18 protein-coding genes are annotated in these 17,671 nt (G+C 59.4%); 12 read left to right on the forward strand and 6 right to left on the reverse strand.

What is annotated here, in order from left to right; genetic code table 11:
* The coding region (locus tag PDO_RS25960; RefSeq protein ID WP_007608782.1) for a GGDEF domain-containing protein at positions 1–790 on the forward strand (790 nt) is incomplete at its 5' end.
* 39 nt (positions 791–829) lie between these two features.
* On the opposite strand, the gene PDO_RS25965 is transcribed toward PDO_RS25960, so the two are convergent.
* Positions 830–1,438, reverse strand: coding sequence for a pyridoxamine 5'-phosphate oxidase family protein (locus PDO_RS25965; RefSeq protein ID WP_007608784.1), 609 nt, complete (start codon positions 1,436–1,438; stop codon positions 830–832).
* 98 nt (positions 1,439–1,536) lie between these two features.
* Positions 1,537–2,463, reverse strand: a complete 927-nt coding sequence (locus PDO_RS25970; protein WP_007608786.1) for an alpha/beta hydrolase — start codon at positions 2,461–2,463, stop codon at positions 1,537–1,539.
* Between the two features lie 48 nt (positions 2,464–2,511).
* Here PDO_RS25970 and PDO_RS25975 point away from each other — a divergent pair, with 48 nt between their 5' ends.
* A complete protein-coding gene (locus PDO_RS25975) occupies positions 2,512–3,015 on the forward strand; it encodes a MarR family winged helix-turn-helix transcriptional regulator (protein WP_007608788.1) in 504 nt (167 codons plus the stop codon).
* Here PDO_RS25975 and PDO_RS25980 read toward each other — a convergent pair.
* The gene (locus tag PDO_RS25980) at positions 2,996–3,358 is read right to left on the reverse strand and encodes a gamma-butyrobetaine hydroxylase family protein (protein ID WP_007608790.1); all 363 of its coding nucleotides are present in this window, start codon (positions 3,356–3,358) and stop codon (positions 2,996–2,998) included. The two genes, PDO_RS25975 and PDO_RS25980, sit on opposite strands and share 20 nt — an antisense overlap.
* A gap of 214 nt (positions 3,359–3,572) precedes the next feature.
* Between PDO_RS25980 and moaA the strand changes: the two genes are divergently transcribed.
* On the forward strand, positions 3,573–4,559 hold the full coding sequence (gene moaA, locus PDO_RS25985) for a GTP 3',8-cyclase MoaA (protein ID WP_244426534.1): 987 nt from the start codon (positions 3,573–3,575) through the stop codon (positions 4,557–4,559).
* A 35-nt stretch (positions 4,560–4,594) separates the two neighbouring features.
* Here moaA and PDO_RS25990 read toward each other — a convergent pair whose 3' ends face one another.
* Positions 4,595–7,129, reverse strand: a complete 2,535-nt coding sequence (locus tag PDO_RS25990) for a methyl-accepting chemotaxis protein (RefSeq protein ID WP_007608794.1) — start codon at positions 7,127–7,129, stop codon at positions 4,595–4,597.
* A gap of 256 nt (positions 7,130–7,385) precedes the next feature.
* On the opposite strand from PDO_RS25990, the gene PDO_RS25995 reads away from it, so the two are divergent.
* The 3 genes from PDO_RS25995 (at position 7,386) to mobB (ending at position 9,515) form a co-directional block, all read left to right on the forward strand.
* Positions 7,386–8,291, forward strand: a complete 906-nt coding sequence (locus PDO_RS25995) for a DMT family transporter (protein WP_037075631.1) — start codon at positions 7,386–7,388, stop codon at positions 8,289–8,291.
* Between the two features lie 82 nt (positions 8,292–8,373).
* A complete protein-coding gene (gene mobA / locus PDO_RS26000; RefSeq protein ID WP_007608797.1) occupies positions 8,374–8,997 on the forward strand; it encodes a molybdenum cofactor guanylyltransferase MobA in 624 nt (207 codons plus the stop codon).
* Positions 8,997–9,515, forward strand: a complete 519-nt coding sequence (gene mobB / locus PDO_RS26005; RefSeq protein WP_007608799.1) for a molybdopterin-guanine dinucleotide biosynthesis protein B — start codon at positions 8,997–8,999, stop codon at positions 9,513–9,515. The genes mobA and mobB overlap by 1 nt, the downstream gene beginning before the upstream one ends.
* An 88-nt stretch (positions 9,516–9,603) precedes the next feature.
* Here the strand turns inward: mobB and PDO_RS26010 are convergent, their stop codons facing one another.
* Entirely contained in the window at positions 9,604–11,922 is a 2,319-nt protein-coding gene (locus PDO_RS26010) for an OmpA family protein (protein WP_007608801.1), read from the reverse strand.
* Between the two features lie 368 nt (positions 11,923–12,290).
* On the opposite strand from PDO_RS26010, the gene PDO_RS26015 reads away from it, so the two are divergent.
* The 4 genes from PDO_RS26015 (at position 12,291) to PDO_RS26030 (ending at position 15,285) form a co-directional block, all read left to right on the forward strand.
* Positions 12,291–13,064, forward strand: coding sequence for a transporter substrate-binding domain-containing protein (locus PDO_RS26015; RefSeq protein WP_007608803.1), 774 nt, complete (start codon positions 12,291–12,293; stop codon positions 13,062–13,064).
* A 112-nt stretch (positions 13,065–13,176) separates the two neighbouring features.
* Positions 13,177–13,980 (forward strand): ABC transporter permease, encoded by an 804-nt coding sequence (locus PDO_RS26020; RefSeq protein ID WP_007608806.1) that lies wholly within the window; start codon positions 13,177–13,179, stop codon positions 13,978–13,980.
* A complete protein-coding gene (locus PDO_RS26025; RefSeq protein ID WP_007608807.1) occupies positions 13,977–14,807 on the forward strand; it encodes an ABC transporter permease in 831 nt (276 codons plus the stop codon). Before PDO_RS26020 ends, PDO_RS26025 begins: the two co-directional genes overlap by 4 nt.
* 211 nt (positions 14,808–15,018) lie before the next feature.
* On the forward strand, positions 15,019–15,285 hold the full coding sequence (locus tag PDO_RS26030; RefSeq protein WP_007608808.1) for an usg protein: 267 nt from the start codon (positions 15,019–15,021) through the stop codon (positions 15,283–15,285).
* Positions 15,286–15,308: 23 nt separating this feature from the next.
* Here the strand turns inward: PDO_RS26030 and PDO_RS26035 are convergent, their stop codons facing one another.
* Positions 15,309–15,941 (reverse strand): DUF2270 domain-containing protein, encoded by a 633-nt coding sequence (locus tag PDO_RS26035; protein WP_081593236.1) that lies wholly within the window; start codon positions 15,939–15,941, stop codon positions 15,309–15,311.
* A 262-nt stretch (positions 15,942–16,203) separates the two neighbouring features.
* Between PDO_RS26035 and PDO_RS26040 the strand changes: the two genes are divergently transcribed.
* Positions 16,204–17,016, forward strand: coding sequence for a methyltransferase domain-containing protein (locus tag PDO_RS26040; RefSeq protein ID WP_007608810.1), 813 nt, complete (start codon positions 16,204–16,206; stop codon positions 17,014–17,016).
* A 98-nt stretch (positions 17,017–17,114) separates the two neighbouring features.
* The coding region (locus PDO_RS26045; protein WP_007608811.1) for a hypothetical protein at positions 17,115–17,671 on the forward strand (557 nt) is incomplete at its 3' end.

Genomic DNA, 17,671 nt, shown 5'->3' on the forward strand with positions numbered 1-17,671 from the left:
AGGCCTGCTAAAGGTCCTGCAGCAGGAGCAGAGCTCCCTCGAAAGCTACAACAGGCTGCTCGGCGAGACATACAGTCGCATCAACTCGAAAAGCAGTTCGAGCGCCGACATCCTGCGCAGCGCAATCACCATCCTGACCGAAGCCACCGGCCACACCATGGCGCATGGTGAAAACACCGTGTCGCAGGTTTCGCAGAAATCCCAGGAAATGGATCAGGTCCGCAAGGAACTGGATGAATACAAACGTATAGCCAACACCGACTCGCTGACCCGCATTGCCAACCGGCGCGCATTCGATGAGAAACTGTCGGCCGTCTACGCCAACGACAGTCATACGCTCTCCGCTCTGGTCCTGGCTGACATCGACAATTTCAAGAAGGTCAACGACGCTTACGGCCACCCCGTCGGCGACAAGATTTTGGCGACCGTTGCCAATGTGATCCGCGCCAATGTCCGCAAGGATTGTTTCGTCGCGCGCACCGGAGGTGAGGAATTTGCCATCATCATTGATGGCAATACCGCCGAAGAAGTGCAGCAGATCTGCGAGCGCGTCCGCATTGCCCTGGAGACGACGCCGTTCAAGAATTCCAAGACTGGCGTCAACTACGGTCCTGTGACCATTTCGCTCGGCTATTGCATGGCAAGCGATGCCGAGGACGCCGGCGAACTCTATGCCAAGTCCGATATCGCCCTCTATTGCGCCAAGAATACCGGTCGAAACCGCACGCGGCTCTATGAAGACGGGATGAAGAAGGATTTCACCAAGAGCTGGCTGATCTACAAGCGTTGACACCACGAGGGCGGCCGCGGCACTTGCCGCCGCATTACGCTACCACATCGTTTTGACAGCGCGCGCCGGCCATTCGCGATCATAGGTCACCTTGTCGAAATCCGCTTTGGCCGCTTTCAGCAGATCGCCCGGTGTCGGCAAGCTTTTTGCATCAACCTGCACGGCCGGGTTCCACAGATCCGCACGCATGACGGCTCGCGCACACTGGAAATAGACTTCGTCGATCGAAATCAGGATCACGCTGCGTGGGTGTTTCTGGTCCATCTCGAAGCTGCGCAAAAGGTCCGGCTCCACGGAAACAACGGCCTTGCCATTGACCCGCATCGTCGTGTTCGAGCCTGGAATGAGAAACATCAACGCAACACGTGGATCCCGTACGATATTGACCAGCGAATCGACCCGGTTGTTGCCGCGCCAGTCCGGCATAGCCAACGTCTTTTCATCCTCGACGCGAATAACAGAACCACGATCTCCGCGAGGCGAGCAGTCGAGTCCCTCAGGCCCGACGGTCGCCAGCGCTACAAAGGGTGAAAGCTCGATCATCTGGCGGTATTCTGCCGTCAGAGCCTGCGTCACCTTGGCAACAGAGGCCTCGGACACATCGCCGTAAATCTGCTTCAGTTCGTCTACGGTCCGGATCACCTGCATTCTGTCCCTCCATGGCGGTTTTGCGTTGCCGCTCCCCCAATGAGTGGCCATACACAGCATTCCATGTCGTAACTTCCTAGGAAAGACCGATGACACGCCTATGACACAGCGCGATTGAGCTTGGCCTCGATCGCCTGGTCTCTGACCAGAAAATCCGCAACCGCGTCAATCACTTCGAGTGCGCTGACGATCCGGCGATGCCCGTGACCATTGGCCCAGAGATGCCGCACCTTGGGCGAAAGGCCGATATAGCGCTGCGCATGCCCGACATTCACTTCCTTGTCGTCCTCGGCATGGATCACCAGAAGCGGACGATCGATCCGGCGAGCCGCGGTCACCGTATCGAGTTGCTCCACACTGACGCCGACATAGTCTTCCGCCCGCTGGCGCATGGCCGTCATACTCGGTCGACCGAGGCCGATCGCAGAGGCAAAGCCGGCAAATACCTCGCCCATACTGGACGGCGCGCCGATCAGCACAATTCGCCCTGCCCCAAGGCTCGACCGATCGCCGAACACACCGCCGGCAGCGGTCATCACAGCCGCGCCGCCAAAGGAATGGCCGACCACACCGTCAAACGGACCATAATGTCGCTCACAAGCACCGATCGCCTCGGCAGCGAGCCTGAGGTCCAGGCGGCGACCGCTGGACGCACCATGTCCCGGCAGATCCAGCATCACGATCTCGGCGCCTACCGCACTCAGCCCGAAGGCAAGATCGGTCAAATATTCCGCCCGCGATCCCCAGCCATGAACCAACAGCAGCCTCGGCACCGCGCGCTGATCTGTGCCACTTCCCAGATGATAGGTCCCGACGCTGCCGGCGGAGGTCGGCAAGCGCACGATCTTGGCATTGGCGAGTTTCTGCTGGCCAGCGACAAACACCCGCTTTGCTTTCGCCCCTTTCGGCTGGCGACCGGGTGTGCGACAGAAGAGCTTGAACGCGAGGCTGCCGGACAGTCTTGGCGAAAGCGCCTCCAGCCGGGAGAAACCGAAACGGATGACCTTGAAAGCGAAGGATGTCATAATCGGAGACCCACGTTAATGTTCAATATTGAACAATAAAGTACAAGAATGAACAAAAATCAAGCCTTCCCTTGGGATCATCCCCGTTTTCGCAGCTGGATCTCCGTCGGCCGCGCCTGCCAGTTGATGCAACAGGCCCTGACGCGCGCGCTTGCACCCCTCGACATCAAGCCGCCGCATCTCGATATCCTGATCAATCTCTATCGCTTCGAGGCGATCTCGCAGCAGGAACTGGCCCGCAAGCTGCTGGTCGGCCGCTCCAACATGAGCATGCTGCTGCCGCAGATGGAAAAGCGCGGCCTGCTGGAGCGACGCCCCGACCCGCGCGACAAACGCATCCTGAGATTGTTTCTGACCGCTGAAGGACGGGTACTCACCGAAAAAGCCATGCTCATCCAGACAGACCTCATCGAGCGCACGCTTTCTGCGACGCCGTTGGAGGACTGCCTGAAAATGGCTGACAGTATGGAAGGACTGATCCAGCGCATGCAGGCCACCGATCTGGGTGGTGAAGAGGAAGAGGCGGACGCCGTCAGCGCGGATCGCGGCTGAGCCCCTTGGCGACAAGCTCGCCTTCATATTCGGCAAACTTCTCGGCGCCGGTTTCGCCAAGCTCCCGCAGATAGGTCCAGGTGAAGATGCCTGTGTCGTGGCCGTCGTCGAATCCGATTCGCACGGCATAATTGCCGGTCGGCGTCATGGATTTGATCGCCACGTTGCGTTTGCCCGGCACGGTCACCTTTTGCCCCGGACCATGCCCCTGCACCTCGGCCGAGGGCGAAAGGACGCGCAGCATTTCGGCCGGCAATGTGACGACCACGCCGTCATTGAAACGAACGGTCAGAAGACGGCGGTCCTTGGAAACCTTCAGTTCGCTTGGCCAGGTGTCACTCATGCCGGTTCTCACTTGATCGAAATCGCTAAATTGTGACGCACAGGTAAGTCCTCGACGGATCCGGCGCAAGATAATTTGACCGACAAATCCGGGCACTTCGCTTGACGCTTTAGTGGCGCAAGCCCACATTGTCGCAAACATCAGGAGACTTCCCTTGGATCACAGCCCTGTCACATGGCAAACTGCGGCGCCGCTTGCGGAGCGGAATGACCCGATGGTCGATCCGTTTGGCCGTAGCGTCACCTATCTTCGTGTCTCCGTCACTGATCGCTGCGACTTCCGCTGCACCTATTGCATGGCGGAAAACATGACTTTCCTGCCGAAAAAGGACCTGCTGACGCTGGAAGAACTCGACCGGCTCTGTTCCGCCTTCATCGCCAAGGGCGTTCGCAAGCTGAGGCTTACGGGTGGCGAACCCCTGGTCCGCAAGAACATCATGTTTCTGATCCGCAGCCTCTCCCGTCATCTGGGTGGCGGCCTCGATGAACTGACCCTCACCACCAACGGCTCGCAGCTTGCCAAACACGCCGCCGAACTGGCCGATTGTGGGGTCCGCCGCATCAATGTGTCGCTCGACACCCTCGACCCGGCCAAGTTCAAGTCGATCACCCGATGGGGGGAATTCGACAAGGTCATCGAAGGCATAAGGGCAGCACAGGCGGCAGGCATTCATGTCAAGCTGAATGCCGTTGCCCTGAAGGATTTCAACGAGGCGGAAATTCCGGATCTGATGACATTTGCCCATGCCGAAGGTATGGATCTGACATTGATCGAAACCATGCCCATGGGTGAGACGGGCGAAGACCGGACGGATCAGTATCTGCCCTTGTCACTCGTGCGCAGCAGGCTCGAAGAACGGTTCACGCTGAACGAAATCCCCTACAAGACGGGTGGACCGGCCCGTTACGTCGAAGTCGCGGAAACGGGTGGTCGGCTGGGTTTCATCACACCTCTGACCCATAATTTCTGCGAGAGCTGCAACCGCGTCCGGCTAACCTGCACCGGCACCCTCTATATGTGCCTGGGCCAGGATGATGCCGCAGACCTGCGAACCGCGCTGCGCGCCTCGGATGACAATGCCTACCTGTCGGCAGCGATCGACGAAGCGATCACCCGCAAGCCCAAGGGGCACGATTTCATCATCGACCGCGATCATCGCAAGCCAGCCGTCGGCCGGCACATGAGCGTCACCGGCGGCTAACCCCGCCGCCGGCTTTCTCTGACGTCAGAAGATCCTCAGGCAATCCGTCGCATTGGCTGGTGCTGTGTGGCAGGTGCCTCGGTGCGGAAGTGCTCGATCTTGCCCATCAAGTTTTCCACCCGCTGGCGAAGGCCATGGATTTCCGCATTGTTTTCTTCGACCATGGCGGCGTTTTGCTGGGTGATCAGCTCGACGTCTCGCACGGCACTGGTCACCTCGCTGATGCCGGTGGACTGTTCGCGGGTAGCAGCCGAAATCGTCTCGACCAGCCCCTGCACTTCCTCGACCTGGTTGATGATCGTCTGCAGGGCCTCACCGGTATTCTCGACCAGCTCGACACCGGACTTGACCTGACCGCCGCTGACCGAAATCAGCTGCTTGATCTCCTTGGCCGCGTTTGCGCAACGCTGGGCGAGATCACGGACTTCCTGGGCGACCACGGCAAATCCGCGCCCGGCTTCGCCGGCCCGCGCCGCCTCGACGCCCGCGTTCAGGGCCAGCAGATTTGTCTGGAAGGCAATCTCGTCGATAACCCCGATAATGGTCGAGATCTTGTCGGAGGAGCGGCTGATCTCGGCCATGGCTTCGACAGCCTTCTTCACGACGACCCCCGACTGCCGTGCATGGTCGCGCGCAGATGCGACGGAGCGTGCCGTGCGACCCGCACCGTCGGCGGTGGAACGCACGACGTCGCTCAGATGCGACAGGGCCCGCACGCTCTCTTCCAGCGCCGCGGCCTGCTGTTCGGTGCGCCTCGCCAGGTCGTCGGCCGACACGGCAAGATTTTCGGTACCGGCATTTATGTCGGCGCTGGCGCCGCGCACATCTTCAAGCGTCGCGCGCAATGCTTCGACCGCATGATTGTAGGTCGTGGCCATGGCCACGAAGTCCGCAGGCAGATCCTCCCTCATGCTGACATTCAGATGGCCGTTGGCAAGCGCCTGCAGCACCGATGAAAGCGCCTCAAGGGCTGCCCGCTGATCGGCCTCCACCCGGGCACGCTCCTCCGCCCGCAGCTCCGTCTCGCGCGCCGACAATTGACGCGATTGTGCAGCCTCTTCTTCCAGCCGCTTGTTTTCGAGCGCGGCATCCCGGAAGACGGTCACCGAACGGACCATATCGCCGATCTCGTCGCCGCGATTGCGCCCTTCGATCGGCACCGACAGATCGCCACTCGCCAGCCGCGACATCACCCCGGTGATACGCTTCAACGGCGCACGCAGCGTCTCGATCAGCATCAAGCCGCCGACGATGGCCAAAAGCGTTCCGGCCACCATGGTGATGATCGATATGGTCGCCGACCGCTCGCTGTCTTCCTTGCCGACCTCCTGGGCACTGCTGACGAAGTCACGCAGGGAGGCCATTGCCGTCGACACATAGTCGGTGGATGCCAGACGCAGCGATTGCCAGTTTTCCCCGGCCTTGAGCAGGGCCTGCGAATTGTCTTCGATCGCCTTCAGGCGTGGCGCGATGGTCTTCGGAAAATCACGCAGCGTGCTGTTCTTGGATCCAAGCTCGGAAATCCGCGCTGCCATCTCGCCAAGCGCCGAGACGTTCGACAGAACGATCCCGCGCGAGTCCTCATCCAGGCTGCCAAGCATTTTCTGCACCCGCAGTTCCAGGGTTGCGATTTCCATGGCAGCGTCGTCAACGAGGCTCATCAGTTCCTTCTGGTCAGCCACCAGCTTGTCGAGGCCGACAAAACGGTCGGCGGCCACATCGCTGTTCTTGGAAGCCTGCAGCGTGATCTTCTGCTCGATCAGCACAAGCTCTGACAGAACCTTGTTGAGACCCTGCGCCTTGACGTCATCGGCATCGCTCGACTTCAGGATCGCATCGATCCTGCCCATGGCGCCGGCCACTTCATCGATCAGCACCTTGCCCTTGTCCGATGCGATTGCCTGGGCCTTGGTCAGGTCCTTCTGCATCGCACCGGCGTAAAGCTTGGCCTCGTCCAGCTGTTCGGCCGGGGTAAAGCCCATCTGTACCGCGACACGGAGCTTGCCGAGACGATCGATCAACGACTGGAAGGCCGATGCATCGAACAGAAGTTCCTTGGCGAAACGTTCCTTGTCGGCCAGTTCCTTGCGGACGAAATCCACCTGCTTGACGATCTGCTTGCCATCGCCCTGCAGAGCTGCGACGGCTTCGATCAGTCCAGCATCGAGCGCGCTGCGCTCCTGTTTGTTGTCCCACATCGCCTTGGTCTGATCGCGCATGCGCTGCGGCAGCGCGCGCAGATCGCTCAGGTCCGCCTTCTGCGCCTGCCCTGCGAGCACGCCATCCAGCACAGCGAGACCATTTTCCTGCTTGTCTACAGCCGCCAGTACACCTTCGCGGCTCTTGTCGGTCGGGTCGAGACTGAACTCCTGCAAGCCACCCTGAACCTGCTCGAGATCGCTGATATTGCCGATTGTGGCGCGGGTGACGGTCATATGACCGTTCAGCATGCTGGCAGTTCGGTAACCCAGAAGCCCGACACCTGCCATCAGCAGAACGAGAGGCACGACAAAAAGGAGCACTTTCGTAACAATCCTGCGGCTCTGCAGGAGGCGATCTATGAAACTCATGAAACCCTCGGAACGAGGTCGGCGCCCACGCTTGAAAACATCTGCGCGGCGTCAAACGGGCGGTTTCCACCTCATGTGGAACAAGTGTATCGAGCTTCCGCCTGCAAGTTTGAACAAACGTTAATCGATGCCCAGATTTTTTGCGCTTTTAAGCCGTTTGGATACCTGAACTTTTGTAGTTTTTGCTCGAAAAGCGGTACCGCCGCTCCTGCGCATCGTTTAGAAGGATCCCTGCAAGTTTCAGGATCCGTTCAAAATGGCATTATCCGACAATACGCGAGGCGCAGCCTTGATGGCGCTTTCGATGGCCGGTTTCACCTTCAACGACGCTCTGACCAAGTCCGTGACCGACGAAATGACCGTCGGACAGATCATGTTCGTGCGCGGTGCATTAACCACAGTCATGGTCTATCTTGTCGCCCGCCGGCTAGGCGCACTGGATCACATTCGCAATCTGTTTCAGCCCCTGATCCTCTGTCGCATCGCGCTGGAGACAATCGCCGCGATCACATTCCTGACGGCACTGGGTCAGATCCCGCTCGCCAACGCGTCGGCCATCCTGCAGTCGCTGCCGCTTGCAGTGACGCTGGGGGCGGCACTCTTTTTCCGCGAACCGGTCGGTTGGCGCCGCTGGACGGCAATTGGCGTCGGCTTCATTGGTGTGATGATCATCATTCAGCCGGGTCCCGAAGGTTTTACACTGGCGGCTCTGTATGTCGTCATCAGCGTGATCACCGCAGCGGGCCGCGACCTTGTCACCAAGAAGATCGACCCGAATGTCTCCTCTTTTACCGTCACGCTGTTTACCGCAGCCAGCATTTCTTTTGCCGGACTGCTGCTGATACCGGTCTATGGTGGTTGGCAGCCTGTCTCCTATGGCGCCTTCGGCACGCTGGTCATCGCCTCCGGCTTTCTCTTTGTCGGCTATCAATCGATCATCATGGCGATGAGGACAGGTGAAATTTCCTTCATCGCCCCCTTCCGCTATATCAGTCTGATCTGGGCGGTTCTGCTCGGCTTCGTGTTCTTCGGCGAACTGCCAACACTGGCGACGCTGCTCGGCGCGACCATCGTCATCGTATCGGGCCTTTACACGTTCTACCGGGAGAACAAGCGCAAGGCCCAGGTGGCTGCCAGCGCAGGGCCTGTAACGCCGACCTGAGATCTGCACCGAGACATGAGGCGGAAATGATGTCGCTTGCCAATCGATCCTCTTGTCATTCGGAAGACTGCATGGGTTGGAGATGAGCAAACAAGACCACCTTCCCGCCATCATTCTTGCCAGCGGTCTGTCGCGACGCATGGGGAGCGACAAGACACAGATGCTTCTGGGCGGCCGGCCTTTGATCGCCCACATCCTGGAGCGCCTGAGAATGCAGGCCGATCCTGTCTGGATCAATGCGCCCTCAGACTATCCGCTTGATCTCGGCATTCCCAACTATGCCGATCCGCTGCCAGATCGGCCGGGTCCCCTCGCCGGCGTGCTGGCGGGTTTGATGGCCCTGGAGCGGCACGACGAGCAATACAGCCATATCCTGACCGTCCCCGGCGACACGCCTTTCCTGCCCCATGATCTTGTCGAGCGCCTTCGCGCTGTGGCCACCACCGGCACCATCATACTCGCTGCGTCGGGCGGCAGAACCCATCCCGTGATTGCCCTGTGGCCGAAAAACCTGGCGTCCGATCTGGCAGTCTGGCTGGACGATCCTCACCATCGCCGTGTCTTCGATTTCGTTGATCGACATCCCCGCGTGATCGTCGATTTCCTCATGGTCGACACCGACCTGGGTTCACAGGATCCATTCTTCAACATCAACACGCCGGAGGACCTTAAGCAGGCCGAGGCGCTGCTGCAGAAAGGCATATGATGAGCGAGCGGCCACGTATCTTTGGCATTTCCGGCTGGAAGAATTCCGGCAAGACCGGGCTCGCGGTGAGGCTGGTGGAAGAATTCACCCGCCGCGGCTATCGCATATCGACCATCAAGCATGCCCACCACGACTTCGATATCGACAAGGTCGGCGCCGACAGCTACCGCCATCGACAGGCTGGAGCCACCGAGGTCGTCATCGTCTCCGGCACCCGCTTTGCCATCATGCATGAATTGCGCGGAGCAGCGGAGCCTTCCTTCGAGGAGATACTGGCCCGCATAGCTCCCTGCGATCTTGTCCTAATCGAGGGTTACAAACGCGAAGCTGTGCCCAAGATCGAGGCTAGGCGCCTGGACGCAAAGGACCGCGAACCGCTTGCCCCGACCGATCCGTACATCGTGGCGATTGCCGCCGACCATCCGGTGGACGACACCAGTCTCCCGGTCTTCAATCTCGATGACACGACAACAATCGCCGACTTCGTCGCTAAAGTGACCGGCCTGCCTCCGCTATAGCACACCAGGACCTTGACCCAAGGTCTCGACAGAAGAAAGGCCGCCGGATTTCTCCGGCGGCCTTTCTTCTTTGTACGATAACCTCTGCTTACCGGTTAGCGGCAACAGCCGGGCGCACCAGCGATGTCACACGGCGGATCGCAACACGGCGGTTCTGCTGTTCACCGGCTTCCGTGCGGATCTTCAGGTAACGTTCGCCATAGCCCTGAACCGACATGTTTTCCGGCGGAATGCCGTAAACTTCGGTCAGGAGGTTCGCCACCGTTTCCGCACGCTGGTCAGACAACACCAGATTGGTGCGATCGGAACCGACCGCATCGGTATGACCTTCGATCAGGAAGACTTCGCCCGGATCTTTTTCGAGCAACTGCTCCATGGCGGCTGCCACCTGGCGCAGGGTCTTGGCCTGCGCAAGCGGAACTTCGGCAGACCCCGACGGGAAGGTGATGGTATCGAGGTCGATACGGCGCACCTTGTCGCGCAGACGAGCAGACGACTTCACTTCATCGATAGAATAGACACGCTCGACACGCTCGACCGGCGGCTGGCCGAGGAAGTCGTAATAGTCACGATCCGGCTCGCGCGACGTGCTGACGATATAGTCCTGGACCGGGATGGTCAGGCGCATCGGCGGCAGGGAGTAACCAACGTCGACGAAGACCTGCGGACGCTCGTCGTCAGCTTCCGGCGAATACATCATCACATATTCTTCTCCTTCACGCGTGATGCGCGAACGGAGCACGATATCGCCATAACGATTGTAGATTGTGACCAGACGCGAGCCATTCGGCCGCACGATCGTCTCGCGGGTACGGCCACGCGAAAGTTCCTCGTAGAACGTCTCTTCCGAATCGTAGCGCAGGCGCTGCCTGTCATCGCCGCGAACGACGATCTGGTTGCCGACATTGATGATCGTGCGGTCATCGATCTGCTCGATCACCTTCACTTCGGTCACCTGATTGACGACATTGTTCTGAATGATCGTGTTGTTGGTGATATTGTTGTTCGTCACGTTGTTGGTGATGTTGGTCGCATTGTTGGTCACCGACGTCGGAACGGCAAATGCCGGCGCGGCGTCGAGCTTGGTACCGGTTTCAGCAACGGTCGCCTGAATGGCCTGGCTCTCCACCTGCACGCCCTCAGCCTGAGCGGCGGCATCGTTTTCCGGCGCAGGGGCGACTTCTTCCGCGGCACGCTGCTGGTTGCGCAGATCACGCGACTGCGCACCACCGACGTTGTCGGCATCCTTGTCGCTGTCGAGCACGGCAGCTCCGCCTTCGACCGGCAACACGACAGTTTCAGTCGTCTGGGACGGATCCGCAGCGATTTCCTGCTTCTGTTCCTCGGTCTGCGTCTCGACGAGTTCCGGTACAGGCTGATCGACCGGAGGCTCGACGGCAGGCACGAGGACCTGTTCGGCTGCTGGCTGTTCAGCTGGAGCGGCTTCACCCGTGGTCTGGCCAGCCGGAGTTTCAGCCGGCACCTCTGCCGGGGTCTCAGTTGCCGGCACCGGCGTTTGTGCCGGTTCACCAGCAGGCTGCTCAGCCGGAGCTGTTTCTGCCGGAGCTGTTTCTGCAGGTGTTTGCGCGGCTGGTGCCTCTTCTGCCTGTGGCTGCTCGGCCGGGGCCTGCTCAGCGGCGGGCTGTTCGGCTTCAGGCGCAGCCTCCGACGCCGGGCAAGCCTCGGCCGTGGCCGCCTGCGAGCCGTCCGCACATGTTACCATTTCCGCAGCCGGCTCGGCGGATGGCTGCTCGGCCTGTTGCTGCGCTGCCTGCTCTTCGGCAGCCTTGCGGGCGGCCTCCTCTTCTGCAGCCTGCTGGGCTGCCTGGGCCTCTGCCGCGGCCTGGGCCTGTGCCTGTGCCTCAGCCTCGGCGCGCTGAGCCTCTTCTGCAGCAGCCTGTTGAGCGGCCTGATCCTCGGCAGCCTTCTGGGCTTCCTGCTGTGCCTGCTGTTCAGCAGCCTGACGGGCAGCCTCTTCGGCGGCAGCCTGAGCCTCGGCTTCAGCGGCGCGTTGTGCTTCTTCCGCTGCGGCCTGCTGTGCTGCCTGTTCTTCGGCAGCCTTCTGCGCTTCCTGCTGGGCCTGCTGTTCGGCCGCCTGGCGGGCGGCTTCTTCGTCGGCGGCACGTTGCGCCTCTTCTGCGGCAGCTTGTGCTTCGGCAGCCTGACGTGCAGCTTCTTGCTCGGCTGCACGCTGGGCATCGCGCGCATTACACGCATCCTGATCGGCTGCTTCCGCACCATCGCTGCAGACAACCGCCTGCGCCAACTGGATCAGGCCGTCCTCAGCCTGGCGCGACTGCGATTTCGTCTGTGAGTAATTTATGGTCGATGCCATGACGGGCTTTGCCAGTACCGCCATCGAGAGCACCGGTATGGCCACCGTGTTCAGCAATCTGTTTTTGAACATGCCTTGCGTTTCCTTCCCTTAGTCCCGTCAGAGGTCGACCAATGTCAAACCATCCAGACAGCGACTTTTATTCTGTTTCGCCGATTCTCAGGAACCGAGGCCCGCCCGGAACCTAGGTCCAATCAAATTAACCCCACCTGAACGAGCGAAAGGACGTTTTGCTCCATGCGGTCTGAGCGTGAAATAGGGCGCGACCGCTGGTTTCAACACAAGAAAAACACGCTAATTTTTGGACCTCTACGGTTTCCAGTTGATTTCAGCTGGAAAACCAGACGAATATTGGGCCCAAGTGTGGCCGATCAATTGCCGCACCGACCACGGATAGCCGCCAACAAAAACAAACGGCATCCACCAACAGAGAGGATCACATGCGTATTCCCACACGTTTCTTGGCTGCAGCTTCGATCGCCGCACTGTCGCTGTTTGCTGGCGCAGCATTGGCGCAGGAAAAGATCATCATCGGGACCGAAGGCGCATATCCGCCGTTTAACAACCTGGAAGCCGACGGCACCCTCGTCGGCTTTGACATCGACATCGCCAAGGCGCTTTGCGACGAGATGAAGGTCACCTGCGAATTCGTGACGCAGGATTGGGACGGCATCATCCCGGCTCTCCAGGCCAAGAAGTTCGACGCGATCATCGCATCCATGTCGATCACCCCGGAACGTCTTGAGAAGGTCGACTTCTCCAAGAAGTACTACAACACACCGCCGGCTGTTGCCGTGCCGAAGGACTCCCCGATCACCGACGTTGCCGGTTTGAAGGGCAAGACGCTTGGCGCCCAGTCCTCGACCACGCACGCCAACTATGCCGAAAAGCATATGGCTGATTCCGAGCTCAAGCTTTATCCGACCGCCGACGAATACAAGCTCGACCTCGAAGGCGGTCGTGTGGACGCCGTCGTCGACGACATCGTCGTTCTGTCGGAATGGGTCAAGTCGGACGCCGGCACCTGCTGCAAGATACTGACCCCGCTTCCGGTCGATGTCGACATCAACGGCCAAGGCGCCGGCATTGCCGTCCGCAAGGGCGAAACCGCGCTTGCCGACAAGTTCACGGCCGCAATCGCTGGCATCCGTGCGAGTGGCAAGTACAAGGAAATCAACGACAAGTATTTCGACTTCGACGTTTACGGCCAGTAACCGCCGGATCGCCGATACGATTGCGAATGGCGGAAGTTCTATGCTTCCGCCATTTTGCATTTCATGCTGAAGCAATAATCAAATGCGGGCAAACCGCTAAGGGGGATATGGCATGAGCGGATTGTTTTCCGCGCTGGGCTCCGTTTGGGCCTGGATCGGACATGTGTTCGATCCGTTCTGCGGGCCGGCCGGTGCGTTCACACTACTCGCCGGCGATACACTGATCTCATGTGGCGCAACCGGTTGGGGCGACGAGATTGCCCTGGGCGTCAAAGTCACCGTTTCACTCGCACTTGCCACTTTGCCGGTTGGCCTCGCGCTTGGCTTCATGATTGCCCTCGCCATGCAATCGCAGGAAAAGAGTTTGAGGACGGCAACAGGCGTCTACACCACGATCTTTCGAGGCCTACCCGAACTGTTGACCCTGTTCATCGTTTACTACGGTTTCCAGATTTTTCTGCAAGGCGTCCTGACTTGGTTGGGTAGCGAGAGTAAGGTCGAGATCAATGCATTCGTCGCTGGCATGCTCGCCCTTTCCGTGGTTTTCTCTTCCTATGCCTCGGAAGTACTGCTCTCCGCCTTCAGGGCCATACCAAACGGCCAGTACGAAGCCGGTAGCGCACTTGGCCTGTCGAGGCGCAAGACAATGTGGCTGATCATCCTGCCACAACTCATTCGCATTGCACTCCCCGGTCTCAGCAATCTCTGGCTCGTGCTTCTCAAGGACACCGCACTCGTCTCAGTCATCGGCCTCGCCGATATCTTACGGCAAACTGGGATTGCCGCACGGGTCACCAAAGAGGCTTTCCTGTTCTACGGCCTTGCTTGCCTCATCTATCTCGGCCTTGCCAGCCTCTCGTCTATTGGCCTTAGCGCTATCGCCCGTTGGGCCAACCGCTCGGGGGTCAGCCGATGACCCATGTGCTTGAAATGATTCCCGCCCGCCCAGCACCACCGAACAAGGCGTCACGCCTGAACGGCGCTCGAATTTTGGGCTACGCGCTGCTATGCTTATGGGCAATTCTGGGAGCCGCATTGCTCTGGTCGGTGATATCCAATTGGGACATCGACAAGGTATCCCGATACGGCCCGCGCTACATCAACGGACTATTGACGACAATTGCCTTGACGGTGACGTCAATTGCCCTCGGCGCTATCCTCTCTCTGCCAGTGACCTTCGCGCGTATGTCGAAGAATCGGGTGCTCAATACGATTTCCTACGCCTATGTCTATCTCTTCCGCAGCACGCCCATGTTGCTGCAGATCTTCCTCGTCTACTACGGCCTCGGGTCGTTTAGGCCGCAGATAGAGGCAATGGGGCTCTGGTGGTTCTTCCGAGAAGCCTGGTATTGCGCGGCCTTTGCGATGACGCTCAACACAGCCGCCTATCAGGCGGAAATCCTGCGCGGGGCAATCCAGAGCGTACCGCGTGGCCAGACGGAAGGCGCTAAGTCACTCGGCCTGCCCACACCCATCACCTTCTGGAAGATCATCCTGCCGCAGGCGCTGATCGTGGCGCTGCGCCCTTACGGCAACGAGATCATCTTCATGATCAAGGGCTCGGCAGTAGTCGCGGTCGTCACCGTGCTCGACCTGATGGGCCAGACCCGCTACGCCTTTTCGCGCACCTTCGACTACCAGACCTATCTCTGGGCTGCGATCTTCTACCTGACGATCGTCGAGGCCTTGCGTCATACCTGGGCCTGGCTGGAAGCCCGCCTGACGCGCCACCTCAAGCGCTAGAAAGACGGCTCTTGGCAGCACTCTCGTTAGAGGGCTGCCAAGACACTGACTTCATAGACTTTTTCGACCCAACTCGCTTGAAGTTAATGCACGATTAACCATCTGATGTTTCCATTGTCGACAGGGCCCGCGTTGGTCGCGGCCCCGGTCGGTTGCGGCAGCGCTTTACCGTCCGCACCGATCCCCAGACCGGGATACGGAGCGAACGGACATGAACACTGAGATGGAACTGATGCTGAAGGGCTATGGTCTCACCACGGCCCAGATTCTCTACCGCCTGCCCGACCATCCATTGCTGCTGCAGACCTATGTCTGGCAGCACTACGATCTGGCGCCGGACTTTCCCGAAATGAAGGGCTTCCTTCGCTTCTGGCAGGACAAGATTGAGGGGCCGCTCCATTCGGTCCAGTATGTTCACCAGAAAATGATCAGCGCCAGCGAATGGCGCGCGTTGAAAGGTGAATTCATCCTGCATTGAGGTCGCGCGATCAGACACACGCGTCAGACATGCACATCCCCATGCGCCAGTTCGCCATCCTCCGGATCGCGGTACAAAACGGCAATGAGAAGTGCCAGGTAAAATAGCGCGACAGCGGCGAGAATGATCAGGCCGTGAATGGGACCCAGATGCGCATTCGCAACCACCTGCCCGAAACTTGTCACGAACTCGACGGGCAATTCGTCCGGCTGCAATTTCGGGCTTGAGATCTTCAACGTCCAGGCCAGCAGCAATATCACGTACATCCAGCCATAGTTGCGTCGGATGCGGCGAAACAGGGCCTCGTGATATTCGATCAGAAACACCGGCTTGCGCAGACTGTCGGCAATGACTTCGGCCCAATTGGTATTCAGCTCCGGCCGCGGACACAGCGCCTGGGCAAAATAATGCCGCTCGAGTTGTCGAACCCGCGCGCGGTAGACATCGAAAAATCGATACCGTCGCGCTTCGATCATCAGAAACACCGAAATCAGCAGCATCGCAAACAGGATGACGCCGTGATGTGATGTCGGTGTCGAAAGCGACACGGACAGCAGGCCTGCAACCACCGTCATCGACCAGTTGGATGTCCGGTCGATACGATCACGCCAACTGGTCATGCGAGCGATTTCCCCACGATAGTAGTGGATGATCATATTGGCCTTTTCCGCGGAATTCGATGGCAGGGTCGGCGCGCTTGCGGAAGCCGGCGTGGCCAATTGCGGCTCGACGGCGATTTGCTTTGCTTCCAGTTCGACAACTATGACGTCCCCCCCACAATACCTCCATTGTCGTAGCGCACCACTCCGGCGAAGATGCGGCAGAGACAACAGATCCGCCTCAACATTGCCATTCCGGCGCTGAGCCGCTAGAGCACAGCCAAAGGCCGGAACGCGGCCAGGACCACAAGGAGCCGCAATGGCCAAGATCGACGAAGAAGCATTGGCTGAGGCCTATAACCGCGCTCTGGCGCTTGAAAAATCCGGCGACATCGACGCCGCCGTGAAGGCTTATGCCGAAGTGCTGGACATTGATCCCGAGGATCATGGTGGTGCGTCCGTCCGCATCGCCGCACTCGGGCGTGGCGATGCGCCGCCCAAGGCGCCTGACGCCTATGTCGAAACCCTATTCGATCAGCATGCCGAAGCCTTCGAGGACATCCTTGTCGAGCAGCTCGGTTATGCCGTGCCGGCGCTGGTGCGCCAGCGCCTGCAGACGCTCGGCCTTGGCCCCTTCAAGCGCCTGCTGGATCTCGGGTGTGGCACCGGCCTGACCGGCGGCACCCTGCGCGACATGGTCGACGACATCACCGGCATCGACATTTCGGAAAACATGGTCGAGCTCGCCCATGAAAAGGATCTCTACGAGACCCTGTATGTCGCTGAAATCGAGGACTTCCTTGAGGACAATGACGAGGAGGCCTTCGACCTGATCACTGCGACCGACGTTCTGCCCTATCTCGGCGCACTTGAGCCGCTGTTCTTCGGCGCGGCCGAAAACATGGTCGATGGTGGCTTGCTCATCTTCTCGTCCGAGACACGCCCGGCCGAGCTCTTGGCTGGACGTCCCTACATGGTCGGTCCGCACCAGCGTTTCGTCCATGCCGAGGCCTATGTCCGCGAACGCCTGGCCGCCACCGGTTTCGAAATCGTCGAAATCACCGACATCAACGTGCGCATGCAGGACGGCGAACCCTCTCCCGGACACCTGGTGATCGCGAAAAAGAAATAAACGCAATCAAGGATTGCCATATACAACCACAGAGCGTCATCGATTGGTGGCGCCCTTTCCGGTTCTTGCTAGGCTTTCCCGCAAATGGGGGATTGCAGATGCAAACATTGGCTGTGATTTGGGCATCACTGAAAGAGTTCCTGACCACTGAATCGATCTTGGTCGCCATTGCGATGGCCGCAACCACAGTCATCGGTCTGATCTTCGGTCGATACGAGATCAGATTGCGCCGCCTACGAATGATCCGCGACTACATTGCCGCCTTTCCGACTACGGCTGGCGGCGATGGCGCACAGGGCATAAATCCATCATTCGAGTTTGTCCGGACGAAATACTCGGCTGACGTAGAGCCATACGCGCCGCCGCCGGAAGCATCTAGAACGCCGCCGAATGGAGAACCCGGGGCAAAGGAAAACGCTGACGAACTGGTTTCCCAGATCACTGCTACCATCGAGCAGACCCATCGTTTTGGGCGGCAGCACGATCGCCAGTTGCTTCTTGTCATCGCTGCCCTACGCACTTGTCGTGATGACCGGGTTCTACATTTCACTCATCCCTTTATGCAGCATGATAAATGCGACCTGTACGCAGGATCTTGTGCTCAGCCTGTTTATCACCGGCGGATTACCGGGATCTGGCAGTGCAGAAGCAAACC

Source organism: Rhizobium sp. PDO1-076 (assembly GCF_000247475.1).
GTDB lineage: Bacteria > Pseudomonadota > Alphaproteobacteria > Rhizobiales > Rhizobiaceae > Allorhizobium.